We start from the raw sequence: 18,992 nt of genomic DNA on the forward strand, positions 1-18,992 counted from the left end.
CCCGCGGCGGACGGCCCGGGCGGTCAGACCGGGGCCGTCGCGCGGGCGGCGCCGTCCGGCCACACCACCTCGACCGGCACGCCGGCCTGCCGGGCGACGGCGACCATGTCGGCGGTGCCGCCGGGGCCGCGGCCCTCGCAGCCGTCCCAGACGGCGACCAGCAGGTCGGCGCGGCGCAGGAGTTCGGCGTTGGCCGCCCGGTACGCGACCGGGCCCGGCTCCGCGTACGGGAGGGTGACCGTCTCGCCGGCCGCCGCGGCCAGCCGTTCGAAGTCGGCGCGCTGCGGTTCCGTCAGCCGCCACGGGTACCGGGCGCTGGGCAGCACGGCGACGAGCCGGCCGCCCGCGGCGAGCACCGCCTCGGCGAAGAGCGTGTCGGCGCCGGGTGCGAGACAGGACAGGCCGGTGAGGCCGTCGCCGCCGTGCGGGGCGAGCAGCGCCCGGAGGGCGGCGCGGACGAGGGGCAGGGTCTCCCCGGTGAGGTCCAGGTGGCCGGTCACCGCGATCGCCGTCATGTGCTCCCCCGCTGTTCGTGGCCCCGCGCGGCCGAGCGGATGCTATCGCGGCGGTCTGCGATGCTGGGCGCCATGGCGGAACTCGACGGACAGCCGGTCACCGTGGCGGAACTTCAGACGCTGGCGCTGACCAACTACGGCCATTTCACGACCGTGCGCGTCGAGGACGGCCGTGTCAGGGGCCTGAACCTGCACCTCGCCCGGCTGGCCCGCGACTGCCGCGCACTGTTCGGCACCGGCCTCGACGTGGAGCGGGTCCGCGGGTACGCGCGCCGGGCCGTGCCCGCCGGGGGTGCCGTCGTGGTGCGGGTGACGGTCTACGACCCGGCGCTCGACGTCGGACGGATCGGCGCGGAGGCGCACCCGCGCGTGCTGGTGACGACGCGTCCGGCGGGGCCGGTCGACCTGCCGCCGCTGCGGGTGCGCACCGCGCGGTACGAGCGGGACGCGCCGCAGGTGAAGGGGGTCGGGCTGTTCGGGGCGCTGCGCGAGCGGCGGGCCGCGCAGGCGGCGGGCTTCGACGACGTGCTGTTCACCGACGGCACGGGGGCGGTCTCCGAGGGCGGCACGTGGAACATCGGCTTCGTCCGCGGCGGTGAGGTGGTGTGGCCGGCGGCGGAGCAGCTGCGCGGCACCACGATGGAGCTGCTGCAGGGCCTGCACCCGTGGCGGTCGGAGGTGGTGCGGGGCGCGGCCGGCTTCGAGGCGGCGTTCGCGACGAACGCGGCGGTCGGGGTGCGGGCGGTGGCGGCGGTCGACGCCGTCGGGCTGCCGGCGGTGCACCCGGTGGTGGCGGCGCTGCGGGCGGCGTACGCGGCGCTGCCCGGCGAAGAGCTGTAGGACGAGGAGTCGCAGGGCCGCCGCCGTCCCGGCCGGGTGCGGCGGCGGCCCCCGGGGGCGTGTCAGCCGCTGTGCTCGGCCTGGGCCATCCACGCGTACTTCTCCAGGTCGGCGGTGAGGCCGATCAGGATGTCCTGGCTGACCGGGTCGGGGCCGCCCGTGGCCTCGATCCGGGAACGCATCCGGGTGACGGTGGAGCCGAGGGCCTCGACCAGGGCGGCGACGGTGTCGGTGTCGGCGATCGGGCCCCCCTCGGGCGGCCGGATGCCGCTGCTCCCCGCCACGGTGCCGGCCCGGCCGTCGGGGGAGACGCCGATGGCGGCGGCCCGTTCGGCGACGGTGTCGGCGTGCAGGCGGGCCAGTGCGACGATCTCGTCCAGCTGCAGGTGGATGGAGCGGAAGCGCGGGCCGACCACGTTCCAGTGCAGCTGCTTGGCGACGAGCGAGAGGTCGACGAGGTCGACCAGGGCACCCTGCAGGGCCTCGCCGACGACGGTGCGGTCGGCATCGGGCAGCGGGCTCTTGATTGCGTACATCGGGGCTGCTCCTCGGGCTCGGATCTGCCCGTCAGCCTCTCACAGGTAATCGGGCGAATCGGGCATGTCTCACATGTCGCCGAGTGCATGCCGGACGCCGCCCAGCAGGTGACGGCGGAACGCCGCGTCCTCGTACGCCTCCGGGGCATGGCCCAGCGAGGTGTAGAAGGTGGGCGCGCCGTCGTGCTCGCCCGCCCACGCGAGCGGGTGGTCCCCGCCCATCGTGCCGCCCTCGTACCCGGCCTCGTCGACGGTGAGCAGCACCCGCGCGCCCCGGTCGCGCGGGTCGGCGCGGAAGTTGTACCACTCGTCCGTCCAGGTCCACGCGGGCGGCAGGTGCCCGGTGGCGGGGTGGTCGGGGTCGGCGGTGGTGACGGTGGCGGTCTGGATCGGCGGGTGGCTGTCGAAGCGGGCGCCGACCAGGCCCTCGTACCAGGGCCAGTCGAGTTCGGTGCCGGCCGCGCAGTGCACGCCCATCCAGCCGTGGCCGGCGGTGAGATGGGCCTGCAGCGCGTCGCGGCCCGCCTCGTCGAGCACCTCGCCGCCGGTGGAGAGGAACACCACGGCCGCGTACCGGCGCAGCGAGCCCGGGCGGAACTCGCCGGGCTCGTCGGTGGTGTCGACGGCGAAGCCGTGGTCCGCGCCGAGTTCCTGCAGGGCGCGGACCCCGTCGGTGACGGAGGCGTGCGGGAAGACGAGGTTGCGGGTGTGGATCAGAATCCTGGTGGTCATGAGGACCGATCCTGCCGCCCGCGGCGGCCGGCCGTGGTGTCCTTGCACGAACCGTGCGCGTTCCGGCAACGGGCCGTGCGCGGCCGCCGACACCGGCCGCCGCCGGGCCCGTCCGCCGCGGGGGCGAACGGGCCCGGCGCGGCGTCAGCCGGTGAAGGTGATCCCGTCGAGGCGGACCGCCCCGCGCAGCACCACGTGCACGTCGTGGACGCCCTTGACCGGGGCGGCGAGCTCCGCGCCGGCGGTCGTCCACGCGTAGCGGCCGCCGGTCGACGGCACCTCGACCCGGGTGACCGCGCCGCCCAGGTGCAGTTCCACCACGGCCGGGCCCGGGGCGGTCCGGGAGACGCCGAGCACGGCCGCGGTGGCGCCGCCGCCGAGGTCGACGCCGTGGAAGGCGAGCCGGCCCGGGCCGTCGGCGCCCGCCTCGACGGCCTCGCCGCTCTCCCGGGTGCGGTCGACGATGCGCACCCCGGTGGCCTCGTCGAAGTCGCGGGCCGCGAGCGGGGTGCCGAGGCCCGGCCGGGGCTGCGGTGCGGGCCCGTCGAGGGTGAGCTCCGCGGTGCTGCGCAGGTCGGCGCTGGAGGCGCCGGCGGCCAGCGTGCACCGGCCCGGGTCGACCGTCCAGCGGCCGTGCGCGGCGTCGTACCGGCCGAGGGCGGCCAGCGGTACGCGGAAGGAGACCTCCCGCTCCTCCCCGGCGGCGAGCTCGATCCGCTCGAAGCCCTGGAGGCGGCGCAGCGGTGTGGCGACGGGGGCGTCCGGGGTGTGCGTGTAGAGCTGCACGACCTCGGCGCCCGCGCGGGTGCCGGTGTTGGCGACCGTCAGCGAGGCGGTGGCGTGCTCGCCGTCGATCCGGGCGCTCAGCGGGCCGTAGCGGAACTCCGTGTAGGAGAGGCCGTGGCCGAAGGGGTAGAGCGGCTCGTCGTCGAGGTAGAGGTAGGTGGTGCGGGCGGTGATGATGTCGTAGTCGAGCAGGCCGGGCAGACGCTGTCCGGCGCGGTACCACGTCTGCGGCAGGCGCCCGGCGGGGGAGTGGTCGCCGAGCAGCACGTCGGCGAGGGCGCGGCCGCCCTCCTGGCCGCCGTGCGCCGTCCACAGCACGGCGGGCACCTCGGCGTCCGCCCAGTCGACGGCGTACGGGTAGCTGCTGACCACGGCGAGCACGGTGCGCGGGTTGGCGGCGCGGGCGGCGCGCAGGATCTCCTCCTGCTGCGGCGGCAGGTGCAGGTCGATGCGGTCCTCGGTCTCGCGGCCGTTGATGTGCGGGTCGTTGCCGACGACGACGACCACCGCGTCGGCCCCGGCGGCGAGCCGGGCGGCCTGTTCGGCGCCGGCCGAGACGGTGCGGACGGCGAACGGCTCCGCCTGCGCGCGGGCGGACGCGTACGTGGTGAGCGCGCCGCTGCCGGCCGCGACGGCGACCCAGTGGCCGGTGCCGAGGTGCTGGATGCGCACCCGGCCGTCCTCGCCGCGCTCCAGCCGGAACGTCTCCTGCACGACCCACTCGTCGGGGTGCTCGGCGGTGGCGGCGAGCACGCCGTAGCCGTCCTTGGTGAGGTAGCGGCCGTCGTGCGCCTGCAGGGTGCTGACGCCGTGGCCCCAGTCCTGCACGGCGAAGCTCTCGGCGGGGCCCACCTGGTGGCCGGTCGCGGCGAGCGAGCCGTCCGGGCCGGCGGTGAGGTAGCCGCCGGTCGAGGTGGAGCGCAGGGCGATCCGGTCGAGGCCGTCGGCGTAGGTGACGTGGTCGGCGCCGAGCCGCTCGCGCAGCGCGTCCAGCAGGGTGGTGCGGTGGAGCAGCGAGCCGCTGTACCAGTCGCGCAGCACGTCGTCGCCGAGCGGGCCGAGTACCGCGACGGTGCCCGCGGCGGGCAGCGGCAGCAGCCCGCCGGCGTTGCGGAGCAGCACGACGGCCTGCCGGGCGGCCTGCCGGGCGAGGTCGCGGTGGGCTTCGCAGCCGACGACGTCCTGGCCGGTTCCGGCGTACGGGTCGAGCTCCGGGTCGAGTTCGCCGGTGTTGATGCGCATCAGCAGCTGGCGCAGCACGGCGGCGTCGATCTCCGCCTCGGTGACGAGGCCGCGCTCCAGGGCGTCGGTGAGCCGGGCGACGGTGACGGGGGAGTCGGTGCCGTGGTCGGTGAAGCTGTCGACGCCGGCCCGCAGGGCGGCGCCGTGGCCCTCGGCGTGGTCGTCGAAGTACCGCTGGGCGGCGACGAGGTTGGACGGCGCCTCGGCGTCGCTGCAGACCACCAGGTCGGCGCCGTGCTTCCACCGCCGCAGCTCGTCCTTGATGTACGGCGAGACGTGCGCGGGCCGCCCGTTGACGACGTTGTACGAGGGCATGACGGCCGCCACCGCGCCGGCCTCGACCGGGCCGCGGTAGCAGGGCAGCTCGTACTCGTGCAGGACGCGGGGGCGCAGGTCGCTGGAGGTGGAGGTGCGGTCGTCCTCGTTGTTGTAGCCGAGGAAGTGCTTGAGGGTGGGGGCGGTGCGCCAGTAGACGGGGTGGTCGCCGCGCAGGCCGTGGGTGTAGGCGGTGGCGAGTTCGGCGGTCAGCAGCGGGTCCTCGGCGTAGCCCTCCTCGTTGCGGCCCCACAGCGGGTGGCGCAGCGGGTTGACCACGGGGGCCCACACGTTGAGGCCGATCGGGGCGCGGCCGGGGGCGGCGGGGCGCTCGTGGAACGCGCGGACCTCGGTGGAGACGGCCTCGCCGACCCGGCGCACCAGCGCGCGGTCCCAGGTGGCGCCGAGGCCGACGGCCTGCGGGTACGAGGTGGCCGGACCCAGCCAGGAGACGCCGTGCAGGGCCTCGGTGCCGGTGGTGTGGGCGGCCAGGCCGAGCCGGGGGAGGGCGGGCGCGTGCTGGTGCAGCAGGGCGATCTTCTCGTCGGTGCCGAGGCGCGACAGGAGGTCCTCGGCCCGCCGGCGGGCGGGCAGCCGGGCGTCGCGGTAAGGGGCGTCGGGCATGGATGGTCCTCCGGTGCGGCACGGGGGCGGAGCTGACGCTTCGGGAGTCGTCGATCGAAGCGCTTCGAAGTTCGCAGTGATACCGCAGGCTGTCAAGCGTGCCCGGGGTGGCCCCCGGGCCGCCCCGGCGGGTGTTCCCGCTGGTCCAGACCCATCTCGCGGTGTCGCAGGTCGCTGTCCCGAAGCGGTCGCGCGCCGTGTGTCGCCGTCAAGTACCGAACTGTGAAGCTCGTGCAAACCCTTGTGCGACGGCCTCGGCTGGCCTAGCCTCGGCGCCACGTTGAAGCGCTTCGACAGTGTGGCCGGGAGGACCGGCCCCGCGGCCGGGGCGCCGACCCCCGCGCACCACCCGCACCGTCGTCCCCAACCCACCCCCCCCGGCCGACGGGCGGGCGCGGCCGTGCCCGGCCCGCCCGCCTCCCTTGCCGTACGACGAAGGGCTCCACCCACCATGACCAGCGCTGACAGAGCCGGCTCCGCCCTCCACGCCTCCCGCCGCCGCTTCCTCGGCACCGCCGTCGCCGCGGCTGCCGCGGTCACCGGCGGAAGCCTGCTGACGGCCTGCTCCTCCGGCACCGGCCGCTCCAGCAGCAAGGGCGGTGTCGCCACCGGCAGTGCCCTGCAGAACGCCCTCCCCGCGTTCGCCGCCTCCTCCCTGGTCACCCCGGACATCCCGGGCTCCAACGGCTCCACCCCGGCGTTCCTGAAGTTCCCCGCCGAGCTGAAGGCCTCCGTCGACGGCACCCCCGGCAAGGGCGGCTCGTACACCTTCTTCACCCCGCTCTGGGGCGCCGCACCGGAGAAGGACAGCAAGTACTTCGCCGCGATGGACACGGCGATAGGCGTCAAGATCAACTGGCAGCTGCAGGACGGCGTCACCTACCAGGACAAGCTCGGTGCCGTCCTCGCGGGCGACGCCATCCCCGACCTCTTCTGCGTGCCCGGCTGGAACATCACCGGCCAGATCCCCAACGCCATCAACGCCAAGGCGGCCGACCTCGGTCCGTACCTCTCCGGCGACAAGGTGAAGAAGTACCCGAACCTCGCCGCGATCCCCACCGACGCCTGGCAGATGTGCATGTTCGGCGGCAAGCTCCGCGGCCTGCCGATGCCCAACCGCCCGCTCGGCGGCGTGGTCCCCTACTACCGGGCCGACATCTTCGCGGAGAAGGGCTACACCCTCCCGAAGACCGCCGACGAGTTCCTCGCGCTCGCCAAGGAGATCACCGACCCGGCCGCCAAGGTCTGGGCCTGCGAGGACATGTGGTGGACCGCGCAGGTGCTCTTCAACTGCGTGCCCGGCACCATGCCCGGCTACTGGAAGCAGGTCGACGGCAAGCTCGTCCACCTCATCGAGACCGACGAGTACATCGAGGCGCTCTCCTGGACGCAGAAGCTCTACGCGCAGGGCAGCGTCCACCCCGACTCCGTCGCCGGCAAGGCCAACGACGCCAAGACCCGCTTCACCTCCGGCCAGTCGCTCATCATGAACGACGGCGACGTCATGCGCGGCATGATGAACGAGCAGGCCAAGGCCAACCCGAAGTTCTCCATCAAGCCGATGGACTTCTTCGCCCACGACGGCGGCAAGCTGGAGCTCTACATCGGCGCCCCCGCCGGCATCTTCAGCTTCCTCTCCGCCAAGCTGCCCGCCGAGAAGATCGAGGAGATCCTCGCCGTCGCGGACTACGCCGCCGCGCCGTTCGGCAGCAAGGAGTTCCTCCTGGAGAAGTTCGGCGTCGAGGGCGTCCACTACACCAAGGACGCCGCCGGCACGCCCGTCCAGACCGCGCTCGGCACCAAGGAGGTCATCTCCTCCTACGAGTTCGTCGCCTCCCCGGCGCCCACCATCGCCTGGCCCGACCAGCCGCAGGCCGCCACGGACTTCGCCAACTGGATGGGCCGCATGATGGCCTTCGCCAAGAAGCCGCTCTTCCACGCCATGCAGATCCAGGAGCCGACCAAGTACGCGTCGCTCTACACCCCCTTCGACGACCTGCAGAAGGACGTCGTGCGCAACCGCAAGAAGATCTCCGACGTCAAGGACGCGGTCGCCAACTGGAAGAGCAACGGCGGCGACGAGCTCCGCGCCTTCTACCAGGACATCCTCGACAAGTCCGGCAACTGACACCGCACTCGACCACATGCACTACGGCCGCCCGGTGGCGCATCGCACCGGCGGCCAGGGCGGAGCACCCATCATGACCAGCAGGGCCCCAGCCGCCGCCGGACACCCGGAGGCCGCGCCGACCGCACCGCCGGCCGCCCCGCCGCCGGCCGCCCCCGCACCGCCGCTGCGCGGCATCACCCGCCTGCAGCGGCTGCGCCGCGACCGCACCCTGCTGCTGATGACACTGCCCGCCGTCGGCCTGCTGCTCGTCTTCAACTACATCCCGCTGATCGGCAACGTCGTCGCGTTCCAGGACTACGACGTGTACGGCGGCGGCATCACCGGCAGCGCCTTCGTCGGCTTCGAGAACTTCGCCGCCGTCTTCTCCGACGCCCGGTTCTGGGAGGTGGTCGTCAACACCCTCTCCATCACCGCCGTCCAGCTGCTGCTGTTCTTCCCCGTGCCGATCGCCCTCGCCCTGCTCCTCAACAGCGTGATGAGCGGCCGCCTGCGCACCCTCGTGCAGAGCATCCTCTACCTGCCGCACTTCTTCTCCTGGGTGCTCGTCATCACCGTCTTCCAGCAGATGCTCGGCGGGGCCGGCCTGATCGCCCAACTCCTGCGCAGCCACGGCATCGAGGGCTTCGACCTGATGACCGACCCGGGGCTGTTCAAGTACCTCCTGACCGCCCAGTCCGTCTGGAAGGACGCCGGCTGGGGCGTCATCGTCTTCCTCGCCGCCCTCAGCTCCGTCTCCGAGGAGCTGTACGAGGCCGCCGCCGTCGACGGTGCCGGCCGCTGGCGGCGCATGTGGCACGTCACGCTGCCCGCGCTGCGCCCGGTGATCGCCCTGCTGCTGGTGCTGCGGGTCGGCGACTCGCTCTCCGTCGGCTTCGAGCAGATCCTGCTCCAGCGCGACGCCGTCGGCGTCGGCGTCTCCGAAGTCCTCGACACGTACGTCTGGTTCCGCGGCATCCGCAGCGGCGACTTCTCCTACGCGGCGGCGGCCGGCCTGGTCAAGGGCCTGTTCAGCCTCGCGATGGTGCTGCTGGCCAACAAGGCCGCGCACAAGCTCGGCGAACAGGGGGTGTACTCCAAGTGAGCACCGCGACCACCGGCACCACCGGCACCACCACCGTCGTCCGCCCGTCCAGGCCCGGCGCCCGGCCGGTCTGGGAGGAGGAGCCCACCGCCCTCGGCCACGGCGTCAAGGGCATCACCCTCACCGGCGTCTGCCTGCTGATCCTCGGCCCGCTCTGGGTCGTCGTCGTCACCAGCCTCTCCGACGCCGCCGCCATCACCGACGCCGGCGGCCTCGTCGTCGTGCCCCAGGGCCTCACCTTCCAGGCGTACGCCGAGGTGCTCTCCGGCGGCGCCGTCACCAAGGCCGTCCTGATCAGCATCTGCCTGACGCTCGTCGGCACGCTCATCTCCATGGTGGTGTCCGTCCTCGCCGCGTACGGACTCTCCCGGCCCGGCAGCTTCGGCCACCGGCCGCTGCTCCTCATCATGATGGTCACGATGTTCTTCGGCGCCGGCCTCATCCCGACCTACCTGCTCGTGCAGAACATCGGCCTGATGGACAGCTACTGGTCGCTGATCCTGCCCAGCGCCGTGTCCGTGTTCAACCTCCTCGTGCTGCGGTCGTTCTTCATGAGCACCGCGCCCGACCTCATCGACGCGGCCCGCATCGACGGCGCCGGCGAGTGGCGCATCCTGTGGCAGATCGTGCTGCCGCTCTCCCGCGCGGTCGTCGCCGTCATCTCGCTCTTCTACGCGGTCGGCTACTGGAGTTCGTGGTTCGCCGCCTCGCTCTACCTCAACGACCAGAACCGCTACCCGCTGCAGAACATCCTCAACTCCTTCGTGCTGCGCCACCAGGCTCCCACCGGCATGTCGCAGGCGATCAACACCGGTGCGGTGCCCGGCCTGTCGGTGCAGATGGCGGTCATGGTCATCGCCCTGGTGCCCGTGGTCTGCGTCTACCCGTTCGTCCAGAAGCACTTCCAGAAGGGCATGCTGATCGGCGCCGTCAAGGGCTGAGCAGCGTGCGAGAGGACACCCCGATGCCATCCCTTGCCGACGCGACCCGCGGCCGCCTCCTCTTCGGCGGCGACTACAACCCCGAGCAGTGGCCCGAGGACGTCTGGCCCGAAGACGTCCGGCTGATGCGCGAGGCGGGCGTCACCACCGTCACCGTCGGGGTGTTCTCCTGGGCGAAACTCGAACCGGCCCCCGGAGTGCACGACTTCGGCTGGCTCCGACGCGTGCTCGACCTGCTCCACGGCGGCGGCATCGAGGTGTGCCTGGCCACCCCGACCGCCTCCCCGCCGCCCTGGCTCGGCGAGCTACACCCCGGCACCCTGCCGGTCACCCCCGACGGCACCACCCTCTCCTGGGGCTCGCGCAACCAGTGGTGCCCGTCCTCCGCCGACTACCGGCGCCACGCCCTCGCCCTGACCGGGGCACTCGCCGCCGAGTTCGGCACCCACCCGGCCGTCCGGATGTGGCACGTCAACAACGAGTACGGGCCGGTCTGCCACTGCGACGAGACCGCCGACCGGTTCCGCGCCTGGCTGCAGAAGCGCTACGGCGGCCTCGACGCCGTCAACGCGGCCTGGGGCACCGCCTTCTGGAGCCAGCAGCACGCCACCTGGTCGACCGTCACCCCGCCGCGCGCCGCGCCGTACCTGCCCAACCCGGCGCAGCAGCTGGACTTCCGCCGGTTCAGCTCCGACGTCCTGCTGGAGTGCTTCACCGCCGAACGCGACGTGCTGCGCCGCCACACCCCGCACCTGCCGGTCACCACCAACTTCATGACCCTCCACCCGCACCTCGACTGCTGGGCGTTCGCCGCCGAGGAGGACGTCGTCTCCCTCGACAGCTACCCCGACCCGGCCGACCCGCGGGCGATGGTGTGGGCCTCCCTCGGCCAGGACATGACCCGCGGCCAGGCCCGCGGCCCCTGGCTGCAGATGGAGATGGCCGCGTCCGCCGTCAACTGGCGCGGCGTGAACCGCGCCAAGCCCGTCGACCGGCTCCGCCTGGAGGCCCTCCAGGCGGTCGCCCGCGGCGCCGACGGCCTCTGCTTCTTCCAGTGGCGGGCCTCCCGCTCCGGTGCGGAGAAGTTCCACTCCGCGCTGCTGCCGCACGCCGGCGCCGACACCCCCCAGCACCGCGCCGTCCGCACCCTCGGACGCGAACTCCCGCTGATCGCCGAGGTGGTGGGCACCGACGTCGAGGCGGACGTCGCCGTGGTGCTCGACTGGGAGAGCTGGTGGGCGCTGGAGCAGCGCGGCCGCCCGTCCGACCGGGTCGACCTCGGCCCCCTCGTGCTCGCCTGGCACAGCGCCCTGTGGGACGCCCACCTCACCGCCGACTACGTGCACCCCGAGGCCGACCTGACCCGCTACCGCATGGTCGCCGTGCCCAACCTCTACCTCGCCACGGACGCCGCGATCGACAACCTCACCGCGTACGCGGCCGGCGGCGGCACCCTCGTCAGCGGCTTCTTCACCGGCGTCGCGGACGGCACCGACACCATCCGCCCCGGCGGCATGGACGAGCGGCTGCGTGACCTCCTCGGCGTGCAGCCGCTGGAGTGGCGCCCCCTGACCGGCCCCGCCCCGCTCGACGGCGGAGGCACCGCCGACCTGTGGAGCGAGGACCTGCGCCTGGCGGACGGCACCGAGGTGCTCGCCGCGTTCGCCGACGGCACCCCCGCCGCCACCTGCCGTGGCCGCGCCCGCTACCTCGCCACCCTGCCCGAACCCGCCCTGCTGCAGCGGCTCCTGGCGGACGCCGCCGAGGCCGCCGGCGCCCGGCCCGCGCTCGCCGGGCTGCCCGCGGGCGTGGAGGCGGTGCGGCGCGGCGGCCTGCTCTTCGTGCTCAACCACACGGCGGACCCCGTCCGCATCGCCCTGCTGGGCCCGCACCGCGACCTGCTCACCGTCACCGATCCCGCCGGCACCCTGCTCGCCGTCACCGATCCCGAAGCCGCTGTCCCCGGAGCGGCTGCCCCCGGAGCCCCCGCTCCCGACTCCGCCGACCCCTGCACCGCCGCGCTGCACCTCGCCCCGTACGGCGCCGCGGTCCTCCGCCCGCTGTAATCCACAGGACGGTCCCCCCATGCCCGAGGCACTCACGCACGGCATCCACGACACCGCGCCCGCCGCCCGCTGGGAGGACGCCTACCTCGGCGGCAACGGCCGGCACGGCGTGCTGGCGCACGGCCGCACGGACGACGAGTCGCTGGTGATCACCCACCACGACCTCGTCCGGCCGGACCAGGCGAGCGGGGTCGAACCGCCCCTGCTGGCACCGCGCCTGGCCGCCGTCCAGGACGCCCTGCTCGACGGGCGGCAGCAGGACGCCGTCGACGCGTTCGGCGGCGACTGGGAGCCGCGCCACGTGCAGCCGTTCCACCCGGCGTTCGCCGTGCACGTCCGGCGCCCCGCCGCCGCGGCCGACGCCGGCGGCTACCGGCGCAGCCTGGACTTCCGTACCGGCGTCGCCGCCGCCGAGTGGCGCGAGGCGGACGGCTGGTGGCGTTCGGAGACGTTCGTCTCGCGGGCCGACGACGTCGTCGTGCACCTGCTGACCGCTCCGGCGGGCGGCGCGGTCGACGCCGAGGTGTACCTCGAAACCCGGCTGCCCGGCGCGCCCGACGACCTGCGTGCCGCCGTCCGCTCGGTCTACCGCCCCGCGGAGATCACCGCGGCCGCCCCGCGGCCCGCCGCGGCCGAGGCCCCCGGCCGGGACTCCGCGCTGCTGCGGCTGCGCGTCCGCTACCCCGACAGCGAGTTCGGCTACCGGGGTGCCACCCGCATCCTCGCCCCGGGCGGCAGCGTGCGCTGCGACGGCCCCCGCGTGCACGTCACCGGCGCCCGGCAGCTGCTGCTGCTCACCCGGGCCGCCCGCGGCCCGGTCGCCGACCCGGCGGGCCGCCTCGGCCGCCTGGACACCGGCATGTACGCGCTGTCCGGAGACCACGAGACCCTGCTGCAGCGCCACCTCGACCTGCACACCGAGGCCTACGACCGGGTGTCGCTCGACCTCGGTGCGCAGGCCGCCGACCGCGACCGGCCGGTCGCCGAACTGCTGGAGCGCCAGGAGAGCGACCCGTCCACCCTGCAGCTCGCCCTGCTCGAATCGCTGTTCGCCGCCGGGCGGTACCACCTGCTGGCCTCCTCCGGGCACCGGCCGCCCCGGCTGTGCGGCCTGTGGACGGGCGACTGGCGGACGGCCTGGGGCGGCGCGTTCACCCTGAACGCCAACCTCAACCTCCAGCTCGCGGGCGCCGCCGCGACCGGCCTGCCCGAGGCCTCGCTCGCGCTCGCCGCGCTCGTCCGCGACCAGCTGCCCGACTGGCGCACCAACGCGCGCCGCCTGTACGGCACCCGCGGCGCCGTCGCCCCCGCGCACAGCGACGGCACCAACGGCCTGCAGTACCACTTCAACCACAGCTGGGCGCACCACCTCTGGACGGCCGGTGCCGACTGGCTGCTGCACCCGCTGCTGGAGCACGCCGAGACCACCGGCGACACCGCCTTCCTCACCGGCGAACTGCTGCCCGCCCTGCTGGAGACCGCCGCGTTCTACGAGGACTTCCTCAGCCGCACCGGCCCCGACGGACGCCTCGTCGTCGTGCCCTCGTACTCCCCGGAGAACCACCCCGTCGACCCGGCCACCGGCGAGGCCGCCCCCGCCGCGGCGTCCGTCAACGCCACCATGGACATCGCCGCCGCCCGGCACGCCCTCACCACCGCCGCCGACCTCGCCGACGCGCACGGCGCGGCGCCCGCCGACCGCACCGCCGGCTGGCGGGCGCTCGCCGCCCGGCTGCCCGACTACCGGGTCAACGAGGACGGCGCACTCGCCGAGTGGGCCTGGCCCGGCCACCGGGACGGCTACGACCACCGGCACGTCAGCCACCTCTACCCGGTCTGGCCGCTCGACGAGATCACCCCGGAGCGGGAGCCCGCGCTCGCCGCGGCGGCCCGCACCGCCCTGCTGCTGCGCGGCGACGAGAACCACTCCGGCCACGGCCACCTGCACCGGGCGCTCGCCGCCGCCCGCCTCGACGACGCCGGGCTGCTCACCCGCCAGCTCTCCCAGCTGCTCGTCCGCGGCTTCTTCTTCCGCTCCCTGATGAGCAGCCACTACCCGGCGCGGGACGTCTTCAACGCGGACGTCGCGCACGCGCTGCCCGGCGTCCTGACCGAGATGCTGGTGCGCTCCCGGCCGGCCCGCGGGGACCGCCCGGCCGGGCTCACCGTGCTGCCCGCGCTGCCCGCGTGCCTGCCGCACGGCCGGCTCACCGGGGTGCGCACCCGCTTCGGCGCGGTGGTCGAGGAGCTCCGCTGGTCGCCGGAACAGGTGACGGTCGCCGTGCGGGCCGCGGCGGACAGCACCGTCGAACTGCGGATCGCCCCGCTGCACAAGGACGGCACCGAGGTGCTCGAACTGACGGCGGGCCGGCTCTGCACGTACACCGTGGAGCTGTGAGCCGCCGGCTTTTGCGAAAGCATGACGCAGTCTTGCAGGGTGCCTGACCTGCAGGACGGTGCACGTTCACCGTGCGTCCGTCCGTAGGCCGACCGTCCCTGCGAGCCTCCCGGCATGGATATCCCGAACATGGGCGTGCCCGCGGGCCTCGCCGACCGCCTCACCATGGCCGAGCAGCACGAGTACCTGCGCGGCCGCCTCTCCCGCCGCCGCCTGCTGCGCTCCGGCGCCGCCACCGCGACCCTGGTGGCCGTGGGCGGCGCGCTGGGCACGGGCAGCGCGTCCGCCGCACCGGTGCCCGGCCGCACCGCCACCGACGGCGTCGACGGGTCGGCGGTCGCCCCGATCGGCCGCCACCTCGCCTTCGGTGCCGAGCCGGACACCCGCTTCCGGGTGTCCTGGCAGGTGCCGGCGCCGGTGAGGAAGCCGTTCCTGCGGTTCGGCCGGCACCCGTGGGAGCTGAGCCACCGGATCGAGGCGGAGGTCCGCGCGCTGCACACCCCGGCGCTCACCGCCGCGGGCGCGCCCGTCGACCAGTACTACCTGCACGTCGAGCTCGACCACCTGCTGCCCGACACCACGTACTACTACGGCGTGGGCCACCAGGGCTTCGACCCGGCCTCGCAGCAGGCGATCTCCACCCTGTCGACGTTCCGCACCGCACCGTCGCGCCGCGGGCGGGGCGGGCGGCCGTACGAGCCGTTCACCTTCACGGCCTTCGGCGACCAGGGCGTGTCCGCGCACGCGGCCGGCAACGACCACGTGATCCTCGCGCAGAACCCGCGCTTCCACCTGCACGCCGGCGACATCTGCTACGCCGACCCGGCGGGTTCGGGCCGGAGCAGCGACAGCTCCGTCTACTCGGCGGCCACCTGGGACGCCTTCCTCGCGCAGACCGAGACCGTCGCCTCGAAGGTCCCGTGGATGGTCGCGTACGGCAACCACGACATGGAGGCGTGGTACTCGCCGAACGGCTACGGCGGCGAGGACGCCCGCTGGTTCCTGCCCGGCAACGGCCCCGACCCGCGCCACGCGCCGGGCGTGTACTCCTTCACCTACGGCAACGTCGGCGTGATCTCGCTGGACGCCAACGACGTGTCGTACGAGATCCCGGCCAACCTCGGCATCACCGCGGGCCGGCAGACCGCCTGGCTGGACCGGAAGCTGCGCGAGCTGCGGCACGACGAGGGCATCGACTTCGTCGTGGTGTTCTTCCACCACTGCGCCTTCTCCACCACGCACCAGCACGCCTCCGAGGGCGGCGTGCGGGAGGCGTGGGTGCCGCTCTTCGAGAAGTACCGGGTCGACCTGGTCGTCAACGGCCACAACCACGTGTACGAGCGCACCGACGCGATCCTCGGCAACAAGGTCTCCAGGGCGGTGCCGAGCGGCGGCACCGTCGAGCCCGAGCGGGACGGCGTCGTGTACGTGACGGCGGGCGCGGCCGGCCGCAGCCTGTACGGCTTCGACGCGCCCGACACGTACGAGGGCCACGAGAACCACCAGGACACCGTCGCCACCTACCACTTCGCGCAGGGCGGGGTGAAGGTGCCGGAGACGGTCGGGTGGTCGCGGGTGCGCTACACCGGCTACTCGTTCATCCGGGTGGACGTCGCCCCGGCGCACGCCGGCCGTACCGCCACCATGAAGGTCACCGCGCTGGCCGAGGACGGCACGCAGGTCGACCACTACACGATCGCCCGCCGCGCGGGCGGCCGCGGGGACCGCTGACGCACCGGGCCCGTCCCCGCCGGCCGACGGGTTCGTCGCTCCGGGGGACGGGCCCGTGCGGTGGTCAGGCCAGGGCCGCCAGGGCGTCGGCGAGTTCGTCGCTGTGGCGGAAGGTCAGGCCGGCCAGGGCGACGTGCTTCCAGCGCACCGTCAGGTCGGCGTCGAGGATGAACACCGAGCGGCGCAGGCCGAGGCCGGGCACCGCGATGCCGTACGCCTTCGCGACCTCCCGGTCGGGGTCGGCGAGCAGCGGGAACGCGATGCGGTGGCGGCGGGCGAAGCGCTCGTGGCTGTCGAGGTCCTGCGGGCTGATGCCCCACACGGTGGCGCCGAGGCCGGTGAAGCGCTCCAGGTCGGAGGTGTACTCGCAGAGCTGCTTGGTGCAGACCGGGGTGTCGTCGCCGGGGTAGAAGACGAGCACCAGCGGGCCGCCCTTGGCGTCGGCGAGGCGGTACTCCCGGCGTTCGGCGGTGTCCCCGGCGAGGTGGAGACCGGGGAGGGCGAAGCCGGGGGCCTGGGTTCCGGCCGCGGGCGGCTTGGGCATGGTGGTCCCTTCCGGGGCATCGGGGAGACAGACCTGTCTGTCCGGTGCGTCCGATGCTAGCCCCACGGCGGGATCCGGTGCGGCCCGCCCCACCACCCGGGCCGGGTGCCGTCCTGCCGTCCGGGCCGGGTGCCGCGCTGCCGGGCGGGCTTGGCCCTGTCCTGCCGGGCGGGCCGCCCGCCCGCTCACTGCCGGTACGTGGTGAGGAACCGGCCGATCCGGTTGATCGCCGTCTCCAGGTCGTCCGCCCGGGGCAGGGTGACGAAGCGGAAGTGGTCGGGCCGCGGCCAGTTGAAACCGGTGCCCTGCACCACGTGGATCTTCTCGCGGAGCAGGAGGTCCAGCACGAACCGCTCGTCGTCGACGATCCGGTGCACCTCCGGGTCGAGCCGGGCGAAGGCGTAGAGCGCGCCCTTGGGCTTGACGCAGCTGACGCCGGGGATCTCGTTCAGGGCCCGGAAGGCGACGTCGCGCTGCTCGGTGAGCCGGCCCGTCGGCAGCGTCAGGTCGTTGATCGACTGGTGGCCGCCGAGCGCCGCCTGCACCGCGTACTGCGCGGGCACGTTGGGGCACAGCCGCATGCCCGCGAGCATGGTGAGGCCCTCCAGGTAGTCGCGGGCGTGCTGCTTCGGGCCGGAGGCGGCCAGCCAGCCGCTGCGGAAGCCCGCCACCCGGTACGCCTTGGAGAGGCCGTTGAAGGTGAGCGTGAAGACGTCGTCGGCGAGGGCCGCCAGGCAGTGGTGCTCGGTGTCGTCGTAGAGGATCTTGTCGTAGATCTCGTCGGCCAGCACCATCAGGCCGTGCCGCCGGGCGAGGTCGAGGATGCCCTCCAGCAGCTCCTTCGAATAGACGGCGCCGGTGGGGTTGTTGGGGTTGATGACGACGATCGCGCGGGTGCGGTCGGTGATCTTCGCGGCGATGTCGTCGAGGTCGGGGTACCAGTCGGCCTGCTCGTCGCAGAGGTAGTGCACGGCCTTGCCGCCGGCGAACCGCACCACCGCCGTCCACAGCGGGTAGTCCGGCATCGGCACGAGCACCTCGTCGCCGTTGTCGACGAGCGCCTGCACCGACATCTGGATCAGCTCGGAGACACCGTTGCCGAGGTAGACGTCGTCGACCGTCATGCCGTCGACCCCGCGCTGCTGGTAGTACTGCACCACCGCGCGGCGGGCCGGCAGGATCCCGCGGGAGTCGCTGTAGCCGTGGGCGTTCGGCAGGTTGCGGATGATGTCCTGCAGGATCTCCGGCGGCGCCTCGAAGCCGAACGGCGCCGGGTTGCCGGTGTTCAGCCGCAGCACGCTGTGCCCGGCCTCCTCCAGCGCGTTGGCCTGGTCGACCACCGGGCCACGGATCTCGTAGCAGACGTCCTTGAGCTTGCTGGACTGCCGAAACTCCACTGCGGCCTCCTGACCTCACCACTGATTACTTTGTTCTACCAAGTAGCCACTTGGAAAGTCCAACCTTTTGGCTATGCTGATCCCCATGCCACGCCGAAGCTACGACCAGTACTGCGCCGTCGCCCGCGCCCTGGACGCGGTGGGGGAGCGCTGGAGCCTCCTGATCGTCCGTGAACTCCTCGGCGGGCCGCGCCGCTACACCGACCTGCACGCCGACCTGCCCGGCGTCTCCACCGACATCCTCGCCGCCCGCCTCAAGCAGCTGGAGGGCGAAGGACTCGTCGAGCGCCGCCGCCTCGAACGCCCGGCCAACGCCGTCGTCTACGGCCTCACCGACCGCGGCCACGCCCTGCGCACCGTCCTCGGCTCGCTCGCCGCCTGGGGCCTCGCGGACCTCGGCGACCCCCGCCCCACCGACGCCGTCCGCGAGCACTGGTACACCGGGGCCGTCTGACCGCCCGGGCCGGGCGCCCGGTGGCCCGTCCGGCCCCGTCACCCGTCCGGCCGTCGAACCGCTGTGGGCCGGCGACCACGGGACGCGTCCCAGCCGCTGGGCACCCGTCCGGCTCCGGGGCGGCCGCGCCGGGGCGTCAGTAGCCGGCCGTGCCGTCGGTGTGCTCGCGCAGCAGGTCGGCGTGGCCGTTGTGGCGGGCGTACTCGGAGATCATGTGGAACAGCACCATCCGCACCGAGTACTCGTCGCCGTCATGGGTGAACGTGTCGTCGAGGGAGGCCTTCTCCAGCGCCTCTTCGGCGAGGCGGCGCTCCTCCAGCAGGCGGGCGTGGTCCTCCGCCGCGCGGGACGCGTCCAGCTCGTCGAAGTCGGCGTCCTTCGCGCCGCTCTCCGCGTACAGCCGCGGCACCGGCTCGGCCCCGATCCGCTCGCGGAACCAGATCCGCTCGACCTTCGCCATGTGGCGGATCAGGCCGAGCAGCGAGAGGTTCGACTGCGGCAGCGGACGCAGGGCGAGCTGTTCGCCCGTCAGCCCGGCGCACTTGACGAGCAGCGTGTCGCGCTGCCAGGCGAGGAACCCCTCCAGCATGTCGCGTTCGCCGGCCACCAGCGAGCCGCCGGTCCGGGTGATGTCAGGTGCGGTCCAGGTCATGCCGTGA

General features: G+C 73.9%; 14 protein-coding genes and 1 pseudogene. 8 read left to right on the forward strand and 7 right to left on the reverse strand.

Annotated features, from left to right (window positions below):
• Positions 1-23: 23 nt before the first annotated feature.
• A complete protein-coding gene (locus tag SNE206_RS08145) occupies positions 24-515 on the reverse strand; it encodes a hypothetical protein (RefSeq protein ID WP_407912685.1) in 492 nt (163 codons plus the stop codon).
• Between the two features lie 72 nt (positions 516-587).
• Here SNE206_RS08145 and SNE206_RS08150 point away from each other — a divergent pair, with 72 nt between their 5' ends.
• Positions 588-1,355: an aminotransferase class IV gene (locus SNE206_RS08150; RefSeq protein WP_407912686.1), complete on the forward strand. Its 768-nt coding sequence runs from the start codon at positions 588-590 to the stop codon at positions 1,353-1,355.
• Between the two features lie 62 nt (positions 1,356-1,417).
• Here SNE206_RS08150 and SNE206_RS08155 read toward each other — a convergent pair whose 3' ends face one another.
• From SNE206_RS08155 to SNE206_RS08165, 3 genes are all read right to left on the reverse strand, one after another.
• Complete coding sequence (locus tag SNE206_RS08155; RefSeq protein ID WP_407912687.1) at positions 1,418-1,891, reverse strand: Dps family protein; 474 nt, start codon at positions 1,889-1,891, stop codon at positions 1,418-1,420.
• A gap of 69 nt (positions 1,892-1,960) precedes the next feature.
• Positions 1,961-2,623, reverse strand: coding sequence for a ThuA domain-containing protein (locus tag SNE206_RS08160; protein ID WP_407912688.1), 663 nt, complete (start codon positions 2,621-2,623; stop codon positions 1,961-1,963).
• Between the two features lie 144 nt (positions 2,624-2,767).
• Positions 2,768-5,590: a glycoside hydrolase family 3 C-terminal domain-containing protein gene (locus SNE206_RS08165; RefSeq protein ID WP_407912689.1), complete on the reverse strand. Its 2,823-nt coding sequence runs from the start codon at positions 5,588-5,590 to the stop codon at positions 2,768-2,770.
• Positions 5,591-6,041: 451 nt separating this feature from the next.
• On the opposite strand from SNE206_RS08165, the gene SNE206_RS08170 reads away from it, so the two are divergent.
• The 6 genes from SNE206_RS08170 to SNE206_RS08195 all read left to right on the forward strand — a co-directional run bounded on the left by SNE206_RS08170 (position 6,042) and on the right by SNE206_RS08195 (position 15,938).
• The gene (locus SNE206_RS08170; RefSeq protein ID WP_407912690.1) at positions 6,042-7,718 is read left to right on the forward strand and encodes a Tat pathway signal sequence domain protein; all 1,677 of its coding nucleotides are present in this window, start codon (positions 6,042-6,044) and stop codon (positions 7,716-7,718) included.
• A gap of 73 nt (positions 7,719-7,791) precedes the next feature.
• Positions 7,792-8,802 (forward strand): ABC transporter permease, encoded by a 1,011-nt coding sequence (locus tag SNE206_RS08175; RefSeq protein WP_407912691.1) that lies wholly within the window; start codon positions 7,792-7,794, stop codon positions 8,800-8,802.
• Positions 8,799-9,743, forward strand: coding sequence for a carbohydrate ABC transporter permease (locus SNE206_RS08180; protein WP_407912692.1), 945 nt, complete (start codon positions 8,799-8,801; stop codon positions 9,741-9,743). Before SNE206_RS08175 ends, SNE206_RS08180 begins: the two co-directional genes overlap by 4 nt.
• A gap of 23 nt (positions 9,744-9,766) precedes the next feature.
• Positions 9,767-11,809 carry a beta-galactosidase gene (locus SNE206_RS08185; protein WP_407912693.1) on the forward strand — a complete coding sequence of 681 codons (2,043 nt, stop codon included), beginning with the start codon at positions 9,767-9,769 and terminating at the stop codon, positions 11,807-11,809.
• A gap of 19 nt (positions 11,810-11,828) precedes the next feature.
• Positions 11,829-14,207 (forward strand): glycosyl hydrolase family 95 catalytic domain-containing protein, encoded by a 2,379-nt coding sequence (locus SNE206_RS08190; protein ID WP_407912694.1) that lies wholly within the window; start codon positions 11,829-11,831, stop codon positions 14,205-14,207.
• A gap of 114 nt (positions 14,208-14,321) precedes the next feature.
• Entirely contained in the window at positions 14,322-15,938 is a 1,617-nt protein-coding gene (locus tag SNE206_RS08195; protein WP_407912695.1) for a purple acid phosphatase family protein, read from the forward strand.
• Positions 15,939-16,002: 64 nt separating this feature from the next.
• Here the strand turns inward: SNE206_RS08195 and SNE206_RS08200 are convergent, their stop codons facing one another.
• Positions 16,003-16,482, reverse strand: coding sequence for a peroxiredoxin (locus tag SNE206_RS08200; RefSeq protein WP_407912696.1), 480 nt, complete (start codon positions 16,480-16,482; stop codon positions 16,003-16,005).
• A 185-nt stretch (positions 16,483-16,667) separates the two neighbouring features.
• Entirely contained in the window at positions 16,668-17,879 is a 1,212-nt protein-coding gene (locus tag SNE206_RS08205) for a pyridoxal phosphate-dependent aminotransferase (RefSeq protein WP_407912697.1), read from the reverse strand.
• Positions 17,880-17,964: 85 nt separating this feature from the next.
• Here SNE206_RS08205 and SNE206_RS08210 point away from each other — a divergent pair.
• Positions 17,965-18,318 (forward strand): annotated as a pseudogene (locus SNE206_RS08210) (winged helix-turn-helix transcriptional regulator); the annotation flags it as partial.
• Positions 18,319-18,469: 151 nt separating this feature from the next.
• Here the strand turns inward: SNE206_RS08210 and SNE206_RS08215 are convergent.
• A complete protein-coding gene (locus SNE206_RS08215) occupies positions 18,470-18,985 on the reverse strand; it encodes a DinB family protein (RefSeq protein ID WP_407912698.1) in 516 nt (171 codons plus the stop codon).
• Between the last annotated feature and the right edge of the window lie 7 nt (positions 18,986-18,992).

The organism is Kitasatospora sp. NE20-6 (assembly GCF_045862635.1).